The sequence below is a fragment of the Micromonospora sp. CMU55-4 genome (assembly GCF_011602315.1).
GTDB classification, from domain to species: domain Bacteria; phylum Actinomycetota; class Actinomycetes; order Mycobacteriales; family Micromonosporaceae; genus Micromonospora; species Micromonospora chalcea.
Genome location: NZ_JAAOLH010000005.1, coordinates 151,966 through 172,876 on the forward strand (window position 1 = coordinate 151,966; position 20,911 = coordinate 172,876).

General features: G+C 74.7%; 25 protein-coding genes. 11 read left to right on the forward strand and 14 right to left on the reverse strand.

The window, feature by feature from the left end; genetic code table 11:
• Window positions 1–132: 132 nt before the first annotated feature.
• Window positions 133–1,062, reverse strand: coding sequence for an ADP-ribosylglycohydrolase family protein (locus HA073_RS11560; protein ID WP_064448738.1), 930 nt, complete (start codon window positions 1,060–1,062; stop codon window positions 133–135).
• A gap of 73 nt (window positions 1,063–1,135) precedes the next feature.
• On the opposite strand from HA073_RS11560, the gene HA073_RS11565 reads away from it, so the two are divergent.
• The 3 genes from HA073_RS11565 to HA073_RS11575 all read left to right on the forward strand — a co-directional run bounded on the left by HA073_RS11565 (window position 1,136) and on the right by HA073_RS11575 (window position 3,744).
• Window positions 1,136–1,825 carry a response regulator transcription factor gene (locus HA073_RS11565; RefSeq protein ID WP_064448739.1) on the forward strand — a complete coding sequence of 230 codons (690 nt, stop codon included), beginning with the start codon at window positions 1,136–1,138 and terminating at the stop codon, window positions 1,823–1,825.
• Window positions 1,826–1,854: 29 nt separating this feature from the next.
• Window positions 1,855–3,243 (forward strand): HAMP domain-containing sensor histidine kinase, encoded by a 1,389-nt coding sequence (locus HA073_RS11570; protein WP_176722905.1) that lies wholly within the window; start codon window positions 1,855–1,857, stop codon window positions 3,241–3,243.
• 225 nt (window positions 3,244–3,468) lie between these two features.
• Window positions 3,469–3,744: a hypothetical protein gene (locus tag HA073_RS11575; RefSeq protein WP_113973165.1), complete on the forward strand. Its 276-nt coding sequence runs from the start codon at window positions 3,469–3,471 to the stop codon at window positions 3,742–3,744.
• Here HA073_RS11575 and HA073_RS11580 read toward each other — a convergent pair.
• A complete protein-coding gene (locus tag HA073_RS11580; protein WP_166456354.1) occupies window positions 3,701–4,726 on the reverse strand; it encodes an adenosine deaminase in 1,026 nt (341 codons plus the stop codon). The genes HA073_RS11575 and HA073_RS11580 overlap by 44 nt on opposite strands.
• Window positions 4,723–5,514 carry a trans-aconitate 2-methyltransferase gene (locus HA073_RS11585; protein ID WP_166456355.1) on the reverse strand — a complete coding sequence of 264 codons (792 nt, stop codon included), beginning with the start codon at window positions 5,512–5,514 and terminating at the stop codon, window positions 4,723–4,725. The genes HA073_RS11580 and HA073_RS11585 overlap by 4 nt, the downstream gene beginning before the upstream one ends.
• Window positions 5,515–5,598: 84 nt before the next feature.
• Between HA073_RS11585 and HA073_RS11590 the strand changes: the two genes are divergently transcribed.
• Together HA073_RS11590 and HA073_RS11595 are read left to right on the forward strand one after the other, a co-directional pair.
• Window positions 5,599–6,582: an aldo/keto reductase gene (locus HA073_RS11590; RefSeq protein ID WP_064448742.1), complete on the forward strand. Its 984-nt coding sequence runs from the start codon at window positions 5,599–5,601 to the stop codon at window positions 6,580–6,582.
• An 82-nt stretch (window positions 6,583–6,664) separates the two neighbouring features.
• Window positions 6,665–6,853: a hypothetical protein gene (locus tag HA073_RS11595; RefSeq protein ID WP_043325011.1), complete on the forward strand. Its 189-nt coding sequence runs from the start codon at window positions 6,665–6,667 to the stop codon at window positions 6,851–6,853.
• An 81-nt stretch (window positions 6,854–6,934) separates the two neighbouring features.
• Here HA073_RS11595 and HA073_RS11600 read toward each other — a convergent pair whose 3' ends face one another.
• The 7 genes from HA073_RS11600 to HA073_RS11630 all read right to left on the reverse strand — a co-directional run bounded on the left by HA073_RS11600 (window position 6,935) and on the right by HA073_RS11630 (window position 11,232).
• The gene (locus tag HA073_RS11600) at window positions 6,935–7,138 is read right to left on the reverse strand and encodes a cold-shock protein (RefSeq protein WP_007075740.1); all 204 of its coding nucleotides are present in this window, start codon (window positions 7,136–7,138) and stop codon (window positions 6,935–6,937) included.
• Between the two features lie 287 nt (window positions 7,139–7,425).
• The gene (locus tag HA073_RS11605; RefSeq protein ID WP_043325012.1) at window positions 7,426–7,698 is read right to left on the reverse strand and encodes a DUF4235 domain-containing protein; all 273 of its coding nucleotides are present in this window, start codon (window positions 7,696–7,698) and stop codon (window positions 7,426–7,428) included.
• Window positions 7,695–8,036 carry a DUF3618 domain-containing protein gene (locus HA073_RS11610; protein ID WP_043325013.1) on the reverse strand — a complete coding sequence of 114 codons (342 nt, stop codon included), beginning with the start codon at window positions 8,034–8,036 and terminating at the stop codon, window positions 7,695–7,697. Before HA073_RS11610 ends, HA073_RS11605 begins: the two co-directional genes overlap by 4 nt.
• Window positions 8,033–8,467 carry a phage holin family protein gene (locus tag HA073_RS11615; protein ID WP_043325014.1) on the reverse strand — a complete coding sequence of 145 codons (435 nt, stop codon included), beginning with the start codon at window positions 8,465–8,467 and terminating at the stop codon, window positions 8,033–8,035. The genes HA073_RS11610 and HA073_RS11615 overlap by 4 nt, the downstream gene beginning before the upstream one ends.
• Before the next feature lie 242 nt (window positions 8,468–8,709).
• Window positions 8,710–9,906, reverse strand: a complete 1,197-nt coding sequence (locus HA073_RS11620) for a mechanosensitive ion channel family protein (RefSeq protein ID WP_043325015.1) — start codon at window positions 9,904–9,906, stop codon at window positions 8,710–8,712.
• Window positions 9,907–9,984: 78 nt separating this feature from the next.
• Complete coding sequence (locus tag HA073_RS11625) at window positions 9,985–10,806, reverse strand: DUF1206 domain-containing protein (RefSeq protein WP_043325016.1); 822 nt, start codon at window positions 10,804–10,806, stop codon at window positions 9,985–9,987.
• Window positions 10,807–10,872: 66 nt separating this feature from the next.
• Entirely contained in the window at window positions 10,873–11,232 is a 360-nt protein-coding gene (locus HA073_RS11630; protein ID WP_030499883.1) for a hypothetical protein, read from the reverse strand.
• A 99-nt stretch (window positions 11,233–11,331) separates the two neighbouring features.
• Here HA073_RS11630 and HA073_RS11635 point away from each other — a divergent pair, with 99 nt between their 5' ends.
• Window positions 11,332–12,558 carry a cysteine desulfurase-like protein gene (locus HA073_RS11635; RefSeq protein ID WP_166456356.1) on the forward strand — a complete coding sequence of 409 codons (1,227 nt, stop codon included), beginning with the start codon at window positions 11,332–11,334 and terminating at the stop codon, window positions 12,556–12,558.
• Window positions 12,555–12,842 (forward strand): GNAT family N-acetyltransferase, encoded by a 288-nt coding sequence (locus tag HA073_RS11640; protein WP_064448745.1) that lies wholly within the window; start codon window positions 12,555–12,557, stop codon window positions 12,840–12,842. The genes HA073_RS11635 and HA073_RS11640 overlap by 4 nt, the downstream gene beginning before the upstream one ends.
• 45 nt (window positions 12,843–12,887) lie before the next feature.
• Here the strand turns inward: HA073_RS11640 and HA073_RS11645 are convergent, their stop codons facing one another.
• Window positions 12,888–14,387 carry a glycoside hydrolase family 3 protein gene (locus HA073_RS11645; RefSeq protein ID WP_166456357.1) on the reverse strand — a complete coding sequence of 500 codons (1,500 nt, stop codon included), beginning with the start codon at window positions 14,385–14,387 and terminating at the stop codon, window positions 12,888–12,890.
• A gap of 139 nt (window positions 14,388–14,526) precedes the next feature.
• Between HA073_RS11645 and HA073_RS30875 the strand changes: the two genes are divergently transcribed.
• The 4 genes from HA073_RS30875 (at window position 14,527) to HA073_RS11660 (ending at window position 18,086) form a co-directional block, all read left to right on the forward strand.
• Window positions 14,527–14,649, forward strand: a complete 123-nt coding sequence (locus tag HA073_RS30875; protein ID WP_255358596.1) for a hypothetical protein — start codon at window positions 14,527–14,529, stop codon at window positions 14,647–14,649.
• 68 nt (window positions 14,650–14,717) lie between these two features.
• Window positions 14,718–16,349, forward strand: coding sequence for an ATP-dependent DNA helicase RecQ (locus tag HA073_RS11650; protein WP_064448747.1), 1,632 nt, complete (start codon window positions 14,718–14,720; stop codon window positions 16,347–16,349).
• 64 nt (window positions 16,350–16,413) lie between these two features.
• Window positions 16,414–16,917, forward strand: a complete 504-nt coding sequence (locus tag HA073_RS11655; protein WP_064448748.1) for a hypothetical protein — start codon at window positions 16,414–16,416, stop codon at window positions 16,915–16,917.
• A gap of 125 nt (window positions 16,918–17,042) precedes the next feature.
• Window positions 17,043–18,086 carry a helix-turn-helix domain-containing protein gene (locus HA073_RS11660; RefSeq protein ID WP_043325022.1) on the forward strand — a complete coding sequence of 348 codons (1,044 nt, stop codon included), beginning with the start codon at window positions 17,043–17,045 and terminating at the stop codon, window positions 18,084–18,086.
• A gap of 170 nt (window positions 18,087–18,256) precedes the next feature.
• Here HA073_RS11660 and HA073_RS11665 read toward each other — a convergent pair whose 3' ends face one another.
• The 3 genes from HA073_RS11665 to HA073_RS11675 are packed head-to-tail and all read right to left on the reverse strand — an operon-like array spanning window position 18,257 to window position 20,887.
• Window positions 18,257–19,246 (reverse strand): DNA topoisomerase IB, encoded by a 990-nt coding sequence (locus tag HA073_RS11665; RefSeq protein WP_166456358.1) that lies wholly within the window; start codon window positions 19,244–19,246, stop codon window positions 18,257–18,259.
• Window positions 19,230–20,189 (reverse strand): glycosyltransferase family 9 protein, encoded by a 960-nt coding sequence (locus HA073_RS11670; protein WP_166456359.1) that lies wholly within the window; start codon window positions 20,187–20,189, stop codon window positions 19,230–19,232. Before HA073_RS11670 ends, HA073_RS11665 begins: the two co-directional genes overlap by 17 nt.
• Window positions 20,186–20,887, reverse strand: a complete 702-nt coding sequence (locus HA073_RS11675; protein WP_043325024.1) for an SDR family oxidoreductase — start codon at window positions 20,885–20,887, stop codon at window positions 20,186–20,188. The genes HA073_RS11670 and HA073_RS11675 overlap by 4 nt, the downstream gene beginning before the upstream one ends.
• Between the last annotated feature and the right edge of the window lie 24 nt (window positions 20,888–20,911).

The following is a 20,911-nucleotide window of genomic DNA, read 5'->3' on the forward strand; positions in this document are numbered from 1 at the left end:
CGCCCAGCAAGCGGGAGCACCGCGAGACCACAGTAGATCTTGGTGCGGAACGGCCCCCAGGAGGGCCGTCCCGTACCAAGATCTCGGACTCCTACGGCGGCGGACCGCGAGCGCGGGTGCGGGTGGGACGGGTCAGGCGGGGGTGGTGACCCAGCCGGGAAGGGGCTCGCGCGCGGTCAGCCAGTCCTGCGGCACGCCGCCGGGCCCGCCGACCCCGGTGTACGCGGCAACGATCCCGCCCACGATCGCGGCTGTGGTGTCCACGTCGCCGCCCGCCTCCACGCAGACGCGGATCGCGGCGGGATAGTCGTGCAGCAGCGTGGCCGCCACCCAGAGCGTGAACGGCACGGTGTCCTGCGCGGTGACCCGGGATCCGTTGCCGAGCGCGTCGGCCGCCTCGGCGGCGGGACGACCGAGCAGCGTGGCGGCCCGGCGTACCCCCTGGTGCACCTCCCCGGCCGGGTCGAGCGCCCCGGCGACGGCGCTGAGCAGCCGGGCCGGCTCGGGCCGGCCGCCGTCGAGGCGGGCGCGGGCGGCGAGCGAGGCGGCGACAGCGACCGCCACCGCGCCGGCGACGCCCTCCGGGTGGGCGTGGGTCACCTCGGCCGACGCCCGGGCCTGCTCGGCGGCGCGCCGGGTGGAGTCGGCGTGCCAGGCGCCGAGGGGCGCGACCCGCATGGCCGCGCCGTTGCCGCAGGAGCCCTGCCCGTCGAACGCGGACGCGGCGGCCACCGGCCACGGCGTGCCGGTACGGATCAGCCGCAGCACCCTCACCGCGCCCGGCCCGTACCCCCGGTAGGGCTCGCAGCGCTGCGCGAACGCCAACGCCAGCCGGTCCCTGTCGATCCGTGCCCCGGCAGCCAGTTCGGCCACCACCGAGCAGGCCATCTCGGTGTCGTCGGTCCACTCCCACGGCGGCGCGGGCAGCCGGCCGGCGGCGAGGTCGTCCGGGCGCCGGCCGGGAACGAAGAACTGGGAGCCGAGGGCGTCGCCCACCGACAGGCCGGCCAGCGCGTCGCGGGCGAGCGTGAGGCGGGTGTCGGGGAAGAGCGTGAACGTCATCGCCGTCTCAGCTTGCCCGCTTCGCCGGACCGCCGCAACGCGACCGGCTTGCCACGACGAGTACGGTGCTGACGTGGCAACCGTCCTGCTGGTCGAAGACGACCACGTCGTGCGCGGCGCCATGCTGCGGTCGCTCACCGACCGGGGGCACGCGGTGCACGCCGTCGGCACCGCGCTCGACGCGCTGCGCCGGGTCGCCGCCGAGACACCGGATTTGGTGGTGCTCGATCTCGGTCTGCCCGACCTGGACGGCTCGGACGCGCTGCGCATGCTGCGTGGCATCACCGACGTGCCGATCATCATCGCCACCGCCCGCGACGACGAGCAGTCGGTGGTGCGTCTGCTGCGCGCCGGGGCGGACGACTACATGGTCAAGCCGTTCACCGGCGCACACCTGGACGCCCGGATCACCACTGTGCTGCGGCGGGCCGGGCGGGCCAGCCGTACCGTCGCGCCGGCCGTGCACACGGTCGGCGGCCTGCGGGTCGACGTGGGTGAGCGCAGCGCGGTGCTGGACGGGGAACCGCTGGCGCTGACCCGTAAGGAATTCGACCTGCTGGCGTATCTCGCCGCGCGTCCCGGCCGGGTAGTGTCCCGGCGGGAACTCTTGGAGGAGGTATGGCGGCAGCCATCGGTCGGCGAGGACCAGACCATCGACGTGCACCTGTACTGGCTCCGCCGCAAAATGGGCGAGTCCGCGGCGAAGCCGCGCTACCTGCGCACCGTGCGGGGGGTCGGCTTCCGGCTGGTGGCGCCGGACTGAGGCTGACGCTGGCCGGGCTCACCGCCGGCATGTGCGGCCTGATCGCGCTCGCCTTCCTCGTCCCGCTCGGGCTCACCCTCGCCGACCGGGCCCGGGAGGCGGAACTGGCCGACGCCGCGCGTCGCGCCGCGCTGGTGACCGGCGCCCTGGCGGTGAGCACCGACACCGCTGCTGTCGAGCGGGCGGTGGCCGCCGCGGCCGGCGACGACCCGGCGCTGCGCCCGGTGGTGCACGGCATCGGGGCGGACGAGTCCGCCGGCCGGGCCGACGCGGCAGCTCTCGCCGACGCCGCCGCGCAGCGGCGTTCGGTGGTGACCGAGGTGGACGGCGGGGTGCTGCGGCTGGACCCGGTGGTGCTCGGCGAGCGGGTCGCCGTGGTGGAGGTCTTCGTACCCGACGAGGCGCTCGACGAGGGCGGGGGCCGCTGGCTGTTGCTGCTCGGGATTGCGCTGGCGCTGGTCGGCGCGGCGGTGGTGGTGGTCGACCGGGTGGCGGCCCGGGCCGTGGACGCCACCGGCGACCTGGTCAAGGCGGCGCTCGCGGTGGGTGACGGCGAGCTGGGGGTACGGGTCGAGCCGACCGGACCGCGCGAGCTGGCCGAGGCCGGGCACGCGTTCAACCGGATGACGGAACGGCTGGTGGCGTTGCGTGCCGACGAGCACGAGCTGGTCGCCGACCTGTCGCACCGGCTGCGGACGCCGTTGACCGCGCTGCGGCTGGACGCCGAGGCGCTGGAGTCCGACGACACGAGCATCGGCACGTTCAGTGAGGCGGAGCTGGACCGGCGGCGTGGCATCCGGCGTATCCGGCAGGCGATCGTCACGCTGGAGGGCGAGGTCGACCAGCTGATCAAGACGACCCGCAAGGCGGTGAGCCAGGAGTCGGCGCCGGCGTCGTGCGACGTCAGCGAGGTGGTGCGGGACCGGATGGTGTTCTGGTCGGCGCTGGCCGGGGACCAGAACCGCCCGCACCGGGTGGTCGGTGCGCAGTTGCGCATCCCGGCGCCGGTGCCGCGCGCCGAGCTGGCCGCCGCGCTGGACGCGGTGATCGGCAACGTGTTCCGGTACACGCCGCAGGGCACCGCGTTCGAGGTGGCGGTGAGCCGCCGGGACGGCTGGGTGGCGATCCGGATCGACGACGCCGGGCCGGGCATCCCGAACCCGGACCGGGCGCTGCGCCGGGGCGAGAGCGACCAGGGCTCCACCGGGCTCGGGCTGGACATCGCCAAGCGGGTCGCGTTGCAGGCCAACGGTTCGGTGAGCATCGACCGGGCCCGGCTGGGCGGGGCCAGCGTGGTCATGTTGCTGGCCGACCCGGACGCGGCGCCCCGGCCGGTGAACCGGTTCGGGCTGGTCGGACGGATGGCCCGGGACGCCCGCGAGCCGCGTGCCGGGCGGCGCTGGCCGCGTCCGCGCTGACGCCTTGACTGTGGGCCGGCGCAAGTTCTCCTTAAAGGTGGTTTAACGACGGCCGGGAAACCGCCGTGAACTGCCAGGATTACCGACAGAACCCATCAGTTCCGTCGGCCGGGACGCCCCGTAACACCTTTCGGCCGACGGATCGGTGCGCGCGGCGGGAGTTCGGTCCCCCCACACCTCGCTCCCGTCGCGCGCTCTCCCGTCGTTCCGGGCGAGGTGACCGTCATGACGCCGACCGTCGGCCGTCTGCTCCGCTGGGCCGCCGTGATCGGCCTGGGCATCGCCCTCACGCTCGCCTTCTGGCAGGACCCGGTGCTCGCCCACGGCCCGGTCCGGCCAGCGGCTGTCGCATCAGGTCCGGCCGCCGCGCTGTCCGCGCTGGCCCTGGCCGGGGTGATGCTGACCGCGCGGCGCCGGCCGCCCCGGGGCTCCCGGCGGCCGACGCCGGTACGGCCGCTCAGCGTGCCGCGCTCACCCGGTACGCGTCGATCTCGGCGCTGATCCGGGCCTGCTCGGCCGGGGGCAGAAACGCAGCGGCGACCGCGTCGCGGGCCAGCGCGGCGACGCCGTCCGGGCCGAGTCGCAGCAGCCGGGCGGCCACCGTGTACTCGTCGTTGAGCGTGGTGCCGAACATCGGCGGGTCGTCGGAGTTGATGCTGACCGGCACGCCGGCCTCGACGATCCGGGGCAGCGGGTGCGCGTCGATGCTCGGCACGGCCCGGGTCCGCACGTTGGAGGTCGGGGAGATCTCCAGCGGGATCCGCCGCTCGGCCAGGTAGGTCAGCAGCGCCGGGTCCTGCACGGCGGAGATGCCGTGGCCGATCCGCTCGGCGCCCAGTTCGCGCAGCGCGTCCCAGATCGTCTCCGGGCCGGTGGTCTCGCCGGCGTGCGGCACCGAGCGCAGCCCGGCCGCCCGTGCCTGGTCGAAGTACGGCTTGAACTGCGGCCGGGGCACGCCGATCTCGGGGCCGCCGAGGCCGAAGCTGATCAGCCCGTCGGGTCGTTCGTCGAGCGCGATCCGCAGCGTCTGCTCGGCGGCGGGCAGGCCGGCCTCGCCGGGGATGTCGAAGCACCAGCGCAGCGCAATGCCGAAGTCGGCCTCGGCGCGTTTGCGGGCGTCCTCGATGGCCTCGCAGAACGCCGGCGCCGGGATGCCCCGGTTCACGTGCGAGTACGGCGTGACGGTCAGCTCGGCGTACCGGACCTGCTGGCGGGCCAGTTCCCGGGCGACCTCGTGGGTGAGCAGCCAGACGTCGTCGGCGTCGCGGATGAGGTCCACCACGCTGAGGTAGACCTCGATGAAGTGGGCGAAGTCGCGGAACGCGAAGTAGTCGGCGAGCGCCTCCGGGTCGGCCGGCACCGGGCTGCGCCCCTCGTGCCGGGCGGCCAGCTCGGCGACGATCCGGGGCGAGGCGGAGCCGACGTGGTGCACGTGCAGCTCCACCTTTGGTAGTCCGGCGATGAAGGTGGGCAGGTCGGTCACGAGTTCTCCTCTGCGCGGGCGCCGGTGCGGGCCACCATGAAGATCCGGCGGAACGGGAAGTACACCTGACCCTGCCGCACCGGGTACGCCTGCGCGAGCCGTACCCCCAGCTCGGCGCGGAAGGCGGCCCAGCCGGCGGCGTCCAGCGCGGCGCGGACCGGGCGCAGCGCCGTGCCCTCCATCCAGGCCAGCACCGGGTGGTCGGCGCCGGTGGCGGGCAGCAGATGCACGTACGTAGTCTCCCAGGCGTCGACCGCGCAGCCCGCGTCGGTCAGCAGCGTGGCGTAGCCGACGGGTTCGTCGACCGGCGCCTCGCGCAGCTTGCCGGCGAGCGCGTCGCGCCACGGTTCCCGCGCGGCGACGGAGCGCAGCAGCCGGTGCGACGGCGCGTCGAAGTTGCCCGGCACCTGGAACGCCATCCAGGCGCCCGCCGGCAGTGCGTGCGCCCAGCGGCGGAGCAGGTCGCGGTGTTCCGGCACCCACTGGAGCACGGCGTTGCCGACCAGCACGTCGACGTCGGGCTCGGGCCGCCAGTCGCGGACGTCGCCGACGGCGTAGCCGACCGGTCCGCTCTCGGCGTTCGCCCGGGCGATCATCTCCGGGGAGGAGTCGAGGCCGGTGACGCGGCTGCCGGGCCAGCGGCCGGCGAGCGTGGCGGTGAGCGTGCCGGGGCCGCAGCCGAGGTCGACCACGGCACGCGGGTACTCGGCGCCGACCCGGGCCAGCAGGTCGTGGAACGGCCGGGAGCGCTCGTCGCCGTAGCGCAGGTAGGTGCGCGGATCCCACATGACAGCCTCCAAACCGTACGTACGTCTTGTTAGACCGTACGGCCCGCCGCGCGCCACGGCAAGCGGCTCACTAGGCTCGGCCGGGTGGAACAGCGCAGCTTCGACCGGCTCGGCCGGCACGTCGGCATCATCGGACTCGGCGCGTGGCAGCTCGGCGCGGACTGGGGCGAGGTCAGCGAGGACGCGGCGCTCGCCGTGCTCGCCGCCGCCGTCGACGCGGGCGTCACCTTCCTGGACACCGCCGACGTGTACGGCGACGGCCGCAGCGAGGCGCTGATCGGCCGGTTCCTGCGCTCCCGCCCCGGACACGGGCTCACCGTGGCCACCAAGATGGGCCGACGGGTGGAGCAGACGCCGGAGGCGTACACACTCGACAACTTCCGGGCCTGGACCGACAGGTCCCGCGCCAACCTCGGCGTCGACACGCTCGACCTGGTGCAGTTGCACTGCCCGCCCACCGCCGTCTTCGCCGACGACCGGGTCTTCGACGCCCTCGACACGCTCGTCGCCGAGGGGCGCGTGGCCGGGTACGGCGTCAGCGTGGAGACCTGCGACCAGGCGCTCACCGCCATCGCCCGGCCCGGGGTGGCGAGCGTGCAGATCATCCTCAACGCGGTCCGGCACAAGCCGCTGGAGCAGGTGCTGCCCGCCGCCGCTGCCGCCGGGGTCGGGATCATCGCCCGGGTGCCGCTGGCCAGCGGCCTGCTCTCCGGCCGCTACGACGAGAACACCACGTTCCCGGCGGACGACCACCGCACGTTCAACCGGCACGGTGAGTCGTTCGACGTCGGCGAGACGTTCTCCGGCGTCGACTACGACCTGGGCCTGGCCGCGGTGCGCCGGCTCGCCCCGCTGGTCGGCGACGACCGCACGATGGCGCAGTTCGCGCTGCGCTGGATCCTCGACCAGCCGGGCGTGACGGTGGTGATCCCCGGCGCCCGCTCCCCCGAGCAGGCGCGGCGCAACGCGGAGGCAGCCGGCCAGCCGGCACTGACCGACGTGGAGCTGGCCGCGGTGCGGGCCGCCTACGACGAGCTGATCCGCCCGCAGGTGCACGACCGGTGGTGAGCCGGCCGGTCGGCGCGGCGTCGCCGGCCGCCCGCGCCGCCGGGCATGCTGGAGCGGAACTGTCGTCGTCGGAGGGGGAACGATGAGGGGCTGGTTCCGGCTCACAGTGGGGCTGCTCGCCGTGGTGCTGGGTGCGCTGTGGACGGTGCTCGGGCTCGGGTATGTCGAGGGCAGCGCGCTGAGCGACGAGCGGCTCTGGGCGTACGTGGGCGCGGTGCTGATCCTGATCGGACTCGTCGGGCTGTGGTGGGGCATGCGTGCCCGCCGCTGAGGAGCCGGGCAAGGCGAAGCCCCGCCTCCCGTACGGGATGCGGGGCTTCCGGCACCGGCCGGCGCGGCCGGTGCGGTCAGCTCAGATGGGGCGGACCTGCTCGGCCTGCGGACCCTTCTGACCCTGGGCGATCTCGAACTCCACCCGCTGGTTCTCCTCCAGCGTGCGGTAGCCGCTGGTCTGGATGGCCGAGAAGTGGACGAACACGTCAGCACCCCCGCCGTCGACGGTGATGAAGCCGAAGCCCTTGTCAGCGTTGAACCACTTCACGGTTCCCTGCGCCATGTGTATCTCCTTCTAAAACTGGCGGCCGAGCACGCCGTGCGGCCGATTGGCCGTTTTCGAGCAGCGGCGCCTGAGGCGGCCCCCAGTACCGGAGACTTCTCTCAACCCACGCGTCTCTCAACAGCGTGAGACAGCAAACCACGTACGCAAAAACTTCGCACAGCCTAGCGGACGAAATTCTCCGACATGTGACCTGAAGGTCGCGCCGACGCCGCTGCGCGGCCCCGCCGGAGCCATGCGAAAGGCCCCTTTCCCGCGCTCGGGAAAGGGGCCTTTCCGGCCTTTCGTCAGTCCGGCCAGCGACCGGTCAACCGGCGCACGCCCACCGCTCCACCTCGGTCGACGGCGGCCCGCACCACCGAGAAGATGGCGCCCTGCAGGGCCGCGGCGGCGAGCACCTCGCCCCAGCGGCGGTCCTCGTCGGTGGCGCTCGGCGCCTCGCCGTCGCCCGCTGTCAACTTCCAGACCTGGCGGAAGATCACGCCGGCGACGGTACCGGCGGCCAGGCCGAGCAGCACCCCCACCGGTTTGTACGCCGCCTTGCCGATCTTCCCGCTCACCTGCGCCTCCCTCGGACGATCGCCAGCACCACCACCGTCACCAGGGCCCCGGCCGCGACGGCCGCCCACGGCAACGGGTTACGCCCGACCGCCTCACCCTTCTCGTACGCCTGCGCCCGGACCAGCCGGGCCCGCTCCGCCGCCCGCCCGCGCACCCGGGCCGCGGTCAGCGACGCCTGCTCGCGCATCCGCGCCTTCGCCGCCTCGGCGGAGTGCCGCACCAGCGCCTTCGGGTCGGCCCTGGCCGCGAGCAGCTCCATCGTCTCACCGAGTTCCACCCGGGTCCGGCGGATCTCCTCCCGGAGCGCCGCCACGTCCCCGGTTCCGTTGCCGGTCATGCCCGTCTCCCGTCCTTCACCGCGGCGGTGACCGTGTCGACGTCCGCCCGCACGCTACGGACGGCCGCCTCGGGCACCGGCGGGACGGCACGGCTGACCTGCTTCTTGCCCACGAGCGCCAGGATCCCGGCGAGCAGGAACAACGCCACCGCCACGATCAGGGCCGCCAGCCACGCCGGCATGACCAGCGCCAGCAGCAGGATCACGGTGGCGACCAGGGCGCCGGCGCCGTAGAGCGCCATCACCCCGCCGCCGCCGAACAGACCGATCCCGATCCCGGCGTGCTTGCCCTTCTGGGTCAGTTCCGCCCGGGCCAGCGCCAGCTCGTCCCGTACCAGACGGGTGACCTGCTCGGTGGCGCGCTGGACCAGTTCCGCGGTGGACGGCTCGTTCCCGGTCCGGGACGTGCTGCGACTCGCGACGTCAGCCATGCTGTCCTCCTTTCGTCATCACCGCGCTGTATGCCCGGAGTCGCCGCCCGTCAATCCTGCGCGGCGCGGCCGGTCCGCCCGGCCGCGCGCCGCCGGAACCCGGCGCCGTGAGCGCCGGATCCGGGGCGTGCGCACCACGTCCCCCGCAACCGTCCGGCCAAACCCGTCCGGCCGGAAAGCCGCCCGAACGCGGGAACCCCCGGCGCCGTGGGCAGCCGGGGTCCCCGATCGGGGGTATGGGGTCAGCGACGCGCCTCGGCGTGGTCCTCGCGGCCCACGAACACCTCGCTGCGCGCCTCGCCGTCGTCGCTGCCGCCGAAGACCCGCGCGTCGTCGGGCGCCTCGGTGCCGGCCGGGCGGCGGACCGGGCGGCGCGGCTGCGCCGCCTGCCAGGGCAGGGGGCCGGTGGCGTCGCCCACCTCGGCGCGCAGCCGGGGCAGGGCGGTCGGGCGCTGGTCGCGTACCCAGGTCACCAGGTGCTCGCGGACCAGGCAGCGCAGGTCCCACAGGCTGCCCGCGTCGGCGGCGCTGACCAGCGCGCGGACCTTGACCATGCCGCCGGTCGCGTCGGTCACCTGGAGCACGCAGACCCGCCCGTCCCACAGCTCGGTGCCCTCGCACAGGCGGCGCAGCTCCTCCCGCATCGCCTGCACCGGGATGGCCCAGTCCAGGTCGAACTCGGCGGTGCCGAGCACCGCCGCCTCGGTCCGGGTCCAGTTCTGGAACGGCCGGCTGGTGAAGTACGAGGTGGGCAGGATCAGGCGGCGGTCGTCCCAGACCTGCACCACCACGTAGCTGAGCGTCAGCTCCTCGATCCGGCCCCACTCCCCCTCGACCACCACCACGTCGTCCAGGCGCACCGCGTCGCTGAACGCGAGCTGGAGACCGGCGAAGACGTTGCCGAGCAGGCTCTGCGCGGCCAGCGCGGCGACCGCGGCGATCACACCGGCGGAGGTCAGCACACCCGCGCCGACGCCGCGTACGGCCGGGAACGTCATCAGCATGACGCCGACGGTGAGGATCACGATCACCGCGATGGTCAGCCGGCGCAGCAGCACCACCTGGGTACGCACCCGGCGGGCGTGCCGGTTGTTCGGCACGTCCACCCGGAACCGGGCCAGCGCGGTGTCCTCCGCCACCACCAGCAGCGAGGCCACCAGCCAGGCGGTGGCGGCGATCATCGCCAGCACGAGCGTGTGCAGGACGAACTGCCGCCACGGGCTGCCGACCGCGTACAAGGTGGTGAACCGCACCGCGATCTGCACCGCGACGACTGTGGCGGCCACCTGGAACGCGCGGTGCGCGTGCTCGGTCAGCTCGGTCATCAGCAGCGAGCGGCGGCCCAGCCGGCGGGTGACCCGGTGCACCACCTGGGCCAGCACCAACGCGATCGCCGCCGCGGCGAGCGCGGCGGCGATGGTCACAACGTAACTCTGCACGAACTCTCTCTCCCTCCGACCGGGCGGAATCGGGCGCAAAGGCCCAATGGTGCCCGGCGGCCCGGGTATCGACCAGGATCAGACCTTGCGGTACCGGGACTGGAAGAAGCAGTAGACGCCGAACGCGGCGATGCCCAGCGCCATGAGCGCCAGCAGCCACGGCCCGTACGACTGGTCGCGCAGCGTCCGCAGCGCGGCGTCCAGGCCACGCGCCTTCTCCGGGTCGTAGTTGACCGCGGCGACCACGACGAGCACGCCGGCGATGGCGAACACGGTGCCCCGGGAGGCGTACCCGGCCATGCCGAGACGGCGGGTGAGCTGGCGGGTCTTCGGGCTCATCTCGCCGGTCTTGAGGTTGCGCTCGAACTTCTTCTTCAGGCCGTAGATCACCATGCCGACGCCGAGCGCGGCGAGCGCAAGTCCGGCCAGCCCGACCAGCCACCGGCCGCCGTCGGAGGCCATCAGCTTCTCGGAGAACTGCTGCTGCTGGTCCGAGGCGTTGGCGCTGGCGTCCTGGAAGACCTTGATCGCGGTCCAGCCCAGCCAGACGAACACGACGACCCGGACCGCCGAGGCGATCCGTTCGAACGTGCGTTCCTTGCCGGTCCGGGAGACGTGGCCGGAGATCGCCTCGAAGGCCTGCCAGATCGCCATGGCGAACAGGCCGACCGCCATCGCGATCAGGAGGAACTTCCCGAGCGGCTGTTCACCGAGGGTGCGCAGCGCGCCGTTCTGGTTCCCCTCCTCGCCGGACTTGCCGAAGGCGATCTGCAGCGCCAGCCAGGCGAGGAGAAGGTGCACGATTCCGTATCCGATGAAGCCGCCACGGGTCAACAGTTCGAGCCACCGGCTGTTTCGAGCCTGGGCGGCGGTGGCTCCGGCATTCCGGGTGAGAGACATGAGCCCTCAATCTCCCGGCGGGCGATTTTCCAAACGTCCGCGCCCGCCGGGAGCGGCCGAAACGGATCAGCCGGCGAGGTCGCGGGCGACCCGCAGCACCACCTGCTGGTCGGTGACGCTGTCCAGGCTGACCTGGAAGCCGGCGACCTCGGTGGCCTGCTGGCCCACGGTCAGGGAGAGCTGTTCCCCGGCCACCTCGACGGTGACCTGGTCGCCCTGGGCGCCGACGAGCTTCGCCTCGACGCCGAGGATCCGGGCGCTGGCTTCCACGCCCCGGTCGAAGGTGATCGTGCAGGCGTCGAGGCCGCAGTCGGTCTCGGCGCCTTCGGAGCTGCATCCGGCGAGCAGCGCGGCGCCGAGGGCGAGGCCGGCGAGCAGACCGGCGGCACGGCGGGCGGGGGCGGAGGTGGCGCGTCGGATCGTCACCCGCCCAAGGATAGGCGGACTGCGCCAGCGCGCCGTCGCGCCCGGGGCCCGCGACGGCACGCCGGGCGGGGCGTCCGGGGTGCGCGCTAGGGTGCCGGAATGGCTTTCGACGTCGCCCGGGTCCGGGCCGCCTACCCCGCCCTGGCCGAGGGATTCGCCCACTTCGACGGCGCCGGGGGCACCCAGACCGCGGCCGGCGTGATCGAGGCGGTGACCGGCGCCATGCGCGCCGCCACCGGCAACCGCAGCGCCGCTTTCGTACCCGGCCGCCGGGCGCTGGAGCTGGTCGCCGGGGCGCGGGCGGCGGTCGCCGACCTGCTCGGCGCGCAGCCGTCGGGCGTGGTGCTCGGTCCGAGCGCGACCGCGCTGACGTACACCCTGGCCCGCACGCTCGGTGCCGGCTGGCGGCCGGGCGACGAGGTGGTGGTGTCCCGGCTGGACCACGACGCGAACGTCCGGCCCTGGGTGCAGGCCGCGCAGGCGGCCGGCGCCACCGTGCGCTGGGCCGAGTTCGACCCGGTGAGCGGCGAGCTGCCCGCCGGCCAGTACGCCGACCTGGTCACCGAACGGACCCGGCTGGTCGCGGTGACCGCCGGCAGCAACGCGATCGGCACCGTGCCGGACGTGGCGGCGATCGCCAAGACCGCGCACGCGGCCGGCGCGCTGGTGTGCGTGGACGGCGTGCACTCGGTGCCGCACGGCCCGACCGACCTGTCCACGCTCGGCGCGGACTTCCTGGTGACCAGCGCGTACAAGTGGTCCGGGCCGCACCTCGCGGCGATGGTGGCCGACCCGGCGCGCTGGGAGGCGCTGCGCCCGGCGAAGCTGCTTCCCTCCGCCGACTCGGTGCCGGACCGGTTCGAGTACGGCACGCCGAGCTTCCCGCTGCTGGCCGGGGTGACCGCCGCGGTGGACCACCTGGCCGGCCTGGATCCGGCCGCGACCGGCGACCGGCGGGAGCGGGTACGCGCCGGGCTGGCCGCCGCGCAGGCGCACGAGGAGGCGGTCTTCGAGCGGCTGTTCGCCGGGCTGACCGGCCGGTCGTTCGTGACCGTCTACGGCGCACCGGCCCGGCGCTGCCCGACGGTGTCGTTCCGGGTGGCCGGCCTGGCCCCGGCGCAGACGGCGGCGGCGCTGGGCGAGGCGGGGCTGTGCCTGTCGCACGGCGACTACTACGCCTACGAGTACTTCCGCACGATGGGCCTGCGCGCCGACGGCGGCGCGGTCCGGGCCAGCGTCTACCACTACAACACGGTCGAGGAGGTGGACCGGCTGCTGACCGAACTGGACCGGCTGGCCGGCCCCGGAGGGAGAATGGCCCGGTGAGCTTTCAGGTCGAGGACAACCCCGCCAAGCGTCGCTTCGAGATCCTGGTGGACGACGCGCTGGCCGGGTTCGCCGCGTACACCCCCGGCGACGGGGTGCTGGTCTTCACGCACACCGAGGTCGACGACCGGTTCCAGGGTCAGGGCGTCGGCGCGGCGCTGGTCCGGGGCGCGCTGGACGAGGTCCGCGCCCGGGGCGGCCGGATCGTGCCGAGCTGCCCGTTCGTGGCCGCGTTCGTCAAGCGTCACCCCGAGTACGCCGACCTGGTGGCCGACCCGGCGTGAGGCCCGGGCCGGCCGGGGGACCTCCCCGCCCGGCCGGCCCGGAAGTCAGCGGGCGCCGCTGAGCACCTCGGCGGCGGCGCGGGCCGCGGCGGCGGTGGCGCCGTGGGTGGCCAGGTGCACCGCGCCGGTGACCAGCTCGGGCACGCCCAGTTCGACCACCACCGCGTCCGGGCGCGCGGCGAGCGCCCGGCGCACCGCGTCCCGCATCCAGTCGTGCCGGTGCAGGTCCCGCACCACCAGCACGAGCGGCCGTCCGGCCGGCAGGTCGCCCGGGTCGGCCGGTACGGCGTCGGCGGCGTAGCGGGCGGTCGTGGTGCCCGGCGCCAGGCTGGCCAGGGGCGCGGCGATCCCCCACGGCGTCTCCTCGCCGATGGCGATGTTGCGCGGCGGCGCGAACTCCACCACGTGCGCCGGCCCGGCCAGCGGCAGCAGCGCGGCGTCGCCGCTGACCCGGACCGCCCGGCGGGCGGCGGCCAGCCCGATCGGTGAGCCGTCGGCCGGTGGCGTGCCGGCGACCCGGCGGGCGCGGGCGGCGACGCTCCAGGCGGCGAGCTGACCGACGCGCTTGGCCGCCTCGGCGAGCCGCTCCTCGGGCAGCTCGCCGCTGATCACCGCGGCGACGATCGCGTCGCGCAGCTCGCGGGCGTCGGCCTCGGTGGCCCGTTCCCCGCCCACGCAGATCGCGTCCGCGCCGGCCACGAGCGCGCGCACCGCCGCGCCGGTGAAGCCGTACCGGTCGGCCACCGCCCGCATCTCCACCGCGTCGGTGACCACCACGCCGCCGAAGCCCATCTCCTCGCGCAGCAGCCCGCCCAGCACGCGCGGGCTGAGCGTGGCGGGCAGTTCCGGGTCCAGCGCCGGCACCAGCAGGTGGCCGGTCATCACCGCCTGCGCCCCGGCGGCCACGGCGGCCCGGAACGGGGCCAGCTCGACCGCGTCGAGGCGGGCCCGGCCGCCGCCGATGCGGGGCAGGTCGTGGTGCGAGTCGACCCGGGTGTCGCCGTGTCCGGGGAAGTGCTTGGCGCAGGCGGCGACGCCGCCGGACTGCAGGCCGCGTACCCAGGCGGCGGTGTGCCGGGCGACCAGGTCCGGGTCGGCGCCGAACGCGCGCACCCCGATCACCGGGTTGGCCGGGTTGGAGTTGACGTCGGCGTCCGGGGCGTAGTCCAGAGTGACGCCGACGGCTGCCAGTTCGGCGCCGAGGTCGCGGGCGACCTCCTCGGTCAGCGCCGGGTCGTCGATCGCGCCGAGCGCGTAGTTGCCGGGCCGGGAGCTGCCCCGGGCGGACTCGATCCGGGTGACGTCGCCGGCCTCCTCGTCGATCGCCACGATGACGTCCGGCCGCTCGGCCCGCAGGTTCGCGGTGAGCGTGGCGACCTGCTCGTGGTCGACGACGTTGCGGGCGAACAGGACGACCGAGCCGAGCCCTTCGCCGAGCCAGCGGCACACCCACGGCGGCGGCGTGGTGCCGACGAACCCCGGTTGCAGGACGGCGGCGGCGAGCGCCGCCAGATCTCCGGTCGATCCCTCGGTCCGCTCGCTCATGTGCTGTCGTACCCCCGTCTCCCCCACGGACCCGCCGGGGCCGGCGGGTGCTGACATGGTCACACCGCGCAGCTAAATAGTCAACAATCCTTACTGTTAGGCGGTGGCGTCCCGCGACCTCCCGTGGGAGAGTTCCCACATGTCCGCCCTGCCGCTCGCCGACGCCACCAGCGCCGCCGACATCCCCGGCGTACGGCTGCTCGGCCTGATCGTCGGCGGCCTGTTCCTGCTGATCGCCATCCGCGCCATGTTCCGCCGCTGATCCGCACCGGGCGGGTGAGCGGCGCAGGCGGTTTCGCGCGGGATCGCCGGGGGTAGCTGAGGCGCTTGATGAAACTGACCACTCACTCCTCCAGCCTGCGCCGGGCGGCACGGAACCTGTTCGGCTGGACCGCGCTGCGGCCCAACCAGCTCGCCGCCATGCGCGCCGTGATGAAGCGCCGCGACGCGCTGGTGGTGCTGCCCACCGGCGCCGGCAAGTCGGCGATCTACCAGATCCCGGCCAGCCTGATCCCCGGCCCCACGGTGGTGATCTCCCCGCTGCTGGCGTTGCAGCAGGACCAGATCGCCGCGCTCAACGAACGGCAGCGTCCGGAGCTGCGCGCGGTGCGGATCAGTTCGGACGAGAGCGCCGCCCAGCAGGCCGAGGCGATCGAGGACATCCGGGCCGGGCGGGCGGAGTTCCTGTTCATCACGCCGGAGGCGCTGAGCAACCCGGACCGGCTCGCCGAGGTCCGGGAGCTGAAGCCGGCGCTGGTGGCGATCGACGAGGCGCACTGCATCTCGGCGTGGGGCCACGACTTCCGCCCGGACTACCTGGCGCTGGGCCACCTGATCGACGGCCTGGGCCGCCCGCCGGTGGTGGCGCTCACCGCCACCGCCTCCCCGCCGGTACGCGACGACATCATCGCCCGGCTGCGGCTGCGCGAGCCCGAGGTGGTGGTCTCCGGGCTGGACCGGCCCAACCTCTTCCTCGAGGTGGCCCACTGCCCCACCGACGACTACCGGTGGCGGCGGCTGATCGCGCTGCTGCGCGACGACGAGCGGCCCGGCATCATCTACGTGCCGACCCGGCGCGCGGCCGAGGAACTGGCCGAGCGGCTCACCGGCGCCGGTTTCCCGGCCGAGTTCTACCACGGCGGCATGCCCACCGCGGCCCGGCACGAGCTGCACGAGGCGTTCCTCGCCGACCGGGTGCCGATCATGGTGGCCACGTCGGCGTTCGGCATGGGCATCGACAAGCCGAACATCGCCTGGGTGGTGCACATGGCGCTGCCCGACTCGCCGGACAGCTACTTCCAGGAGATCGGCCGCGCCGGGCGCGACGGCTCACCGGCCCGGGTGCTGCTGCTGTGGCGCGCCGAGGACGTCGGCCTGCAGCGCTACTTCAGCGGCGGGCTGCCGGACGAAAAGGAGCTGACCGAGCTGGCCGCGGTGCTGCGCGGCAAGGCCCGCAACCGCAAGGAGCTGCGCGAGCTGACCGGGCTCGGCCCGCGCAAACTGGGCCAGTACCTGTCCCTGCTGGAGCAGGTCGGCGCCGCCGAGCCGCGCGCCCGGCAGCGCATCGGCGCGCCCCGGTACGCCCCGGCGGCCGCCGAGTCCGGCCGGGCCGCGCTGGCCGAGGCGGAACGGCAGCAGACGGTGACCCGGTCGCGTACCGACATGATGCGCGCGTTCGCCGAGACCACCGGGTGCCGGGGCCAGGCCCTGCTGGCGTACTTCGGCGAGCAGATGCACGAGGTCTGCGGGCACTGCGACAACTGCCACGCCGGCACCAGCGTGGCCGGAGACGGCGCGGTCGGGCCGTTCCCCGTGCACAGCCAGGTGCGCCACCCGGAGTGGGGCGCCGGCCTGGTGCTCAGCTACGAGGAGGACCGGATGACTGTGCTCTTCGACGAGGTCGGTTACAAGACGCTCTCCGTGCCCGTGGTGTCCGAACAGGGACTGCTGGAACTCGACTAGCCTGACCCGGGCGCCGCGGCGGCGCCCGTCGACGAACGACGACCACGGCGAAAGGGGCCTGATCGTGATCGAGCAGCCGGCGTACACCCGGTTCGGCGTCTCCGACGAGGAGTGGGGGCTGCTGGTGGGGCTGCCGCAGTCGGTGCTCACCGCGGCGGCCGCCGCCGAGTCCGACGGCACCCGCCGCACCATGGCCGAGAACGCCGCCGGGCTGCAGACCATCGCCGCCGGCCGCGAGTCGGCGAGCCCGCTCGTCGCGGCGGTGGCCGGCGAGATCGTCGACCGGGTCGGCGACCCGGAGACCGGCGCGGAGCTTCCGGTGCTCACGCCGGAGGACCCGAAGGCGATGATCGAGGACGTGCTGGCCCGGGCCGGCCAGGCCGCCGCCCTGCTCGCCGCCCGGGTGGACGAGGGTCAGGCCGGGGCGTACCGGCACTGGCTGGTGGACATCGCCGAGCAGGTGGTGGGCGCGGCCTCCACCGGCGGCATCCTGGGCCTCGGCGGCGACACGGTGACCGACTCGGAGCGGCGGTTCCGGGACCGGCTGGCCCAGGTGCTGAACGACTGAACGGACTGCTAACAGAAGGCTCCCCGGTCCGTCAATGACGGACGTCACGGCCCCACGGGTGTCGCTTTTCGGCCCCGTGGGGCGTCCTGGTTCTAGCAGGTGTGACGAACCACGGGGGTCGGTTGATGGACGGGAAGCTGCGCCGGCAGGTGCTCGACACGGAGGATCTGCCACCACGCGAGCGCTTCGGCATGTGGCTGGACATGATGGCCAGCACCCCGACGCCGCTGCGGGTGCACACCGCGCACGCCGACGACTTCGTCGCGCGGGCCGAGTTCGTCGAGCTGGGCCGGATGCGGCTCATCCGCTACCGCTACCCGTCGGTGGACTGCGTCCGCACCTCGAAGCTGATCCAGCGCTCCGACCCGGACTACTACCTGCTCGCGCTCACGCTCACCGGGACCAGCCAGGCCGACCAGGCGGGGCAAAGGGCCTGCTGCCGCCCCGGCGACCTCACCTTCTACGACTGCTCCCGCCCGCACGAGGTCAGCCACCACGCCGACCCGGCCGGGCCCGCGTACGCCCGCTCGATCGTGGCCCTGATGCCGTACGACGCGCTGCCGCTGCCGCGCCGCCGTCTCGCTCCCCTGTTCGCCGGGCGGATGTCCGGCTCCGAGGGCGTCGGCGGCCTGCTCGCCGACTTCCTCGTCCGGATCACCGCGCACCCCGAGCAGTACCACGCCGCCGACGCCGAGCGGCTGGGCGGGATCGGCCTGGACCTGGTCGCCACGCTGCTCGGCCGCAACCTGGTCTCCGAGGAGGCGGTCCCCACCGAGATCCGGCGGCGCGCCCTGCTCGCCCAGGTGCGCTCGTACGTGGAGCAGCACCTCGGGGACGCCTCGCTGGACCCGGGCCGGATCGCCGACGCGCACCACATCTCGGTGCGCTCGCTGCACCGGCTCTTCGAGGACGAGGAGACCACCGTCGCGGCGTACATCAGGGACGAGCGGCTGGCCCGGTGCCGGCGCGACCTCGCCGACCCGGCGCTGAGCGACCGCTCGATCCAGCTCATCGCCGCCCGCTGGGGCTTCCGGGACAAGGCACACTTCAGCCGCGCCTTCCGGGCCGCGCACGCGGAGACACCGCAGGCATTCCGGGCCCGTCATCTGGAACCGGCACGGATCGTCAACACCACGGCATCCGCAGTCAACTCGGCGCGGACATACTGAACGCAGGGCTGAGACCGCTCCCAGCGGCGGCCCACTGGTATCGGGGGGCCGTGGCGTGGCGTCCGCGGCGGCCCGGCCGCGGGCGGCCGCCCCGGTGGCGGTCTCCCCGCATCCGCGCCGGACGAGGTTTCCGGCCCCGTCGCGCTTCCCCCCAGGACCGACGGGGCCGGTCAGCCGGCCTCCTCCTCCAGCAGCGCCAGCACCGACTTCTCCACCGCCTCGCGTGGCATCTCCGGCTGCACCGGCGCCAGCACCCCGTCGTGGTAGAGGTCGACCACCCGCGGGTCCACGTAGGAGGCCCGCGCCACCGTCGGGGTGTTGCCGAGCAACTCGGCCACCGACCGCATCACCCCGGCCACCGCCCGCCTGCGGGCGGTGGCGGAGCGCTGCGGGCCCACTGTCGCCAGCTCGGCCGCCGCCAGCACTGTGGCGTGCCAGGTACGGAAGTCCTTCGCGGTCATCTCCCCGCCGCTGGCGTCGCGCAGGTAGTCGTTCACCTCGTCGCTGCGCACGTCGCGCCAGGACCGGCCGTCCCAGTAGCCGAACAGCCGCTCCTGGGCCCGCCGCCGCCGGCGCAGGTTGAGCAGCACCCGGCACAGCTCCGCGTCCTCGATCCGGCGGACCTGCTCGATGCCGCCCTTGGCGGGGAACTCGAAGACCACGCACCCGCCCCGGGAGCGGGTGTGCTCGGGGCGCAGCGTGGCCACCCCGAAGGTCGGGTCGTCGCCGGTGGCGTACTGGTCGCTGCCGACCCGGAAGGCGCCCATGTCGAGCAGCCGGGCGACGGTGGCGAGCACCCGCTCCCGGCGCAGGCCGCGCAGCGCCAGGTCCTGCGTGACCCGGTCCCGTAGCGCGGGCAGCCGGTGGGCCACCTCCAGCACGTGGTCGAACTTCGCCTCGTCGCGCTTGCGCCGCCAGCCCGGGTGGTAGAGGTACTGCTTGCGGCCCGCCGCGTCGATGCCGGTGGCCTGGATGTGGCCGTTCGGGTACGGCGAGATCCACACGTCCTGCCAGGCGGGCGGGATGACCAGCTCGCGCAGCCGGGCCAGATCCCCGGCGTCGCGCACCGGCTCGCCGGCCGGGTCGAGGAACAGCCAGCCCTTGCCGCGTCGCCGGCGCGCGTACCCCGGCCGGCCCGGATCGCTACGCCGCAACCGCACCGGAAACCCGTTCCACGTCGGCCACCGCGGCCACCACCTCGTCGATCCCGATGGCATTCAATGTCGGGTGGCTTCCTACCCCGCGTGACCCGGTCGAATCCGGGTTGACGTGCGTGGGCTCGATCGCACCGAGGGCGCGGTGGCGAGGCCGGTCCGCCGGTGGCCCCCAGTGCGCCGCCGGCATCGGCCCGAACAGCACCACCGAGGCGGTGCCGTAGCCGGTGGCCAGGTGCGCCACGCCGGTGTCCCCGCTGACCACCAGCCGCGCGCCCGCGACGAGCGCGGCCAGCTCGGCCAGCCCGGTCCGGCCGGCCAGCACCGCCTCCGGCGGCAGCCCCCCGTCGCGGGCGACCCGCTCGGCCAGCGCCCGCTCGCCGGCAGATCCGGTCACCGCCACCCGGTGACCGCGCGCGGTCAGCTCCCGGGCCAGCCCGGCGAACCGCCGCGCCGGCCAGCGCTTCGCCGGGATCTTGCTGCCCGGGTGCAGCAGCGTCAACCCGGCCGGTACGCCGCCCGCCGCCGGACGGCGCAGCGCGAGGTCTCCCGGGTCGGCCGGCAGGCCGTACGCGTGCAGCAGGCGGCACCAGCGGCGCACCTCGTGCTCGTCGTCGTCCCAGGCCGGGCCGTCCGGGTGCCCGGCGTCCGGGTTGCGGTGGGCGAGCAGCCGGCCGGGGCGTACGGCGGCCAGCGCCCGGTGCGACTGCGGCCCCCGGCCGTGCAGGTTGACCGCCACCTCCGGCGGCGGTCCGGTCCACGCGATCCGGTCCGGTCCGGTGGTGGGCAGTACCCGGTCGACCGCCCCGGTCAGCTCCGCCAGCGGCGCCAGCCAGTCCGGCGCGGCGAGCACCAGTTCCCGGCCCGGCAGGCCGGCGCGCAGGCCACGCAACGCCGGCACGGCGGTGACCAGGTCGCCGACGCCGAGCGCCCGCAGCACCAGGATCACGGGTACGAGGACTCCTGCGCGGCGCACACCACCATCTCGCGTACCGCGCAGCCGGCCGGCTGGGAGAGCGCGAACATGACCGCGGCGGCGGTGTCGGACGGCTCGTTGAGCACCGCGTCCGGGCCGGGGCGGTACTGCGCGTCCCGCTCGTCGAAGAACGCGGTCCGCATCCCGCCCGGGATCAGCAGCGTCACGCCCACAGTGCCGGCCAGCTCGGCGGCGAGCGCCCGGGTGAAGCCCACCACCCCGAACTTCGCCGCGCAGTACGCCGTCGCGTCGCTCACCGCCTTCACGCCCAGCGTCGAGGCCACCGTGACGATGTTGCCGCGGGACGCCTCCAGCCAGGGCAGCGCGGCCCGGATCACCGCGGCCGTGGCGAGCAGGTCCACAGTGACGATCCGTTCCCAGGTCTCCGCCGGGATGTCGGCCAGCTTCCCCGGCACGTCCATGCCGGCGGCGGTGACCACGGCGTCCAGCCCGCCGGAGCGTTCCGCGAGATCGCGCGTGGCGGCCTCGGCGGCTCGGGTGTCGGCCAGGTCGCACTCGGCCCAGGGCACACCGTCGGCGGGACGCTGCCGGTCCAGCACCAGCGGGCGTCCACCGGAGCGGGCCACCGCGGCGACCACCGCCGCGCCGAGCCCGCTCGACCCGCCGGTGACCAGGACCGCGGGCCCGGCGCCGGGAGCGGGGGCGTTCATGCCGCCGCCCGCGCGACCGCGCCG

Coding starts and splice junctions, on each gene's coding strand:
- HA073_RS11560 (WP_064448738.1), bottom strand. CDS start 1,062: ATGACGTTCACGCTCTTCCCCGACACCCGCCTCACGCTCGCCCGCGAC.
- HA073_RS11570 (WP_176722905.1), top strand. CDS start 1,855: ATGTGCGGCCTGATCGCGCTCGCCTTCCTCGTCCCGCTCGGGCTCACC.
- HA073_RS11575 (WP_113973165.1), top strand. CDS start 3,469: ATGACGCCGACCGTCGGCCGTCTGCTCCGCTGGGCCGCCGTGATCGGC.
- HA073_RS11585 (WP_166456355.1), bottom strand. CDS start 5,514: ATGTGGGATCCGCGCACCTACCTGCGCTACGGCGACGAGCGCTCCCGG.
- HA073_RS11595 (WP_043325011.1), top strand. CDS start 6,665: ATGAGGGGCTGGTTCCGGCTCACAGTGGGGCTGCTCGCCGTGGTGCTG.
- HA073_RS11600 (WP_007075740.1), bottom strand. CDS start 7,138: ATGGCGCAGGGAACCGTGAAGTGGTTCAACGCTGACAAGGGCTTCGGC.
- HA073_RS11610 (WP_043325013.1), bottom strand. CDS start 8,036: ATGACCGGCAACGGAACCGGGGACGTGGCGGCGCTCCGGGAGGAGATC.
- HA073_RS11615 (WP_043325014.1), bottom strand. CDS start 8,467: ATGGCTGACGTCGCGAGTCGCAGCACGTCCCGGACCGGGAACGAGCCG.
- HA073_RS11625 (WP_043325016.1), bottom strand. CDS start 10,806: ATGTCTCTCACCCGGAATGCCGGAGCCACCGCCGCCCAGGCTCGAAAC.
- HA073_RS11635 (WP_166456356.1), top strand. CDS start 11,332: ATGGCTTTCGACGTCGCCCGGGTCCGGGCCGCCTACCCCGCCCTGGCC.
- HA073_RS11645 (WP_166456357.1), bottom strand. CDS start 14,387: ATGAGCGAGCGGACCGAGGGATCGACCGGAGATCTGGCGGCGCTCGCC.
- HA073_RS30875 (WP_255358596.1), top strand. CDS start 14,527: ATGTCCGCCCTGCCGCTCGCCGACGCCACCAGCGCCGCCGACATCCCC.
- HA073_RS11650 (WP_064448747.1), top strand. CDS start 14,718: ATGAAACTGACCACTCACTCCTCCAGCCTGCGCCGGGCGGCACGGAAC.
- HA073_RS11660 (WP_043325022.1), top strand. CDS start 17,043: ATGGACGGGAAGCTGCGCCGGCAGGTGCTCGACACGGAGGATCTGCCA.
- HA073_RS11675 (WP_043325024.1), bottom strand. CDS start 20,887: ATGAACGCCCCCGCTCCCGGCGCCGGGCCCGCGGTCCTGGTCACCGGC.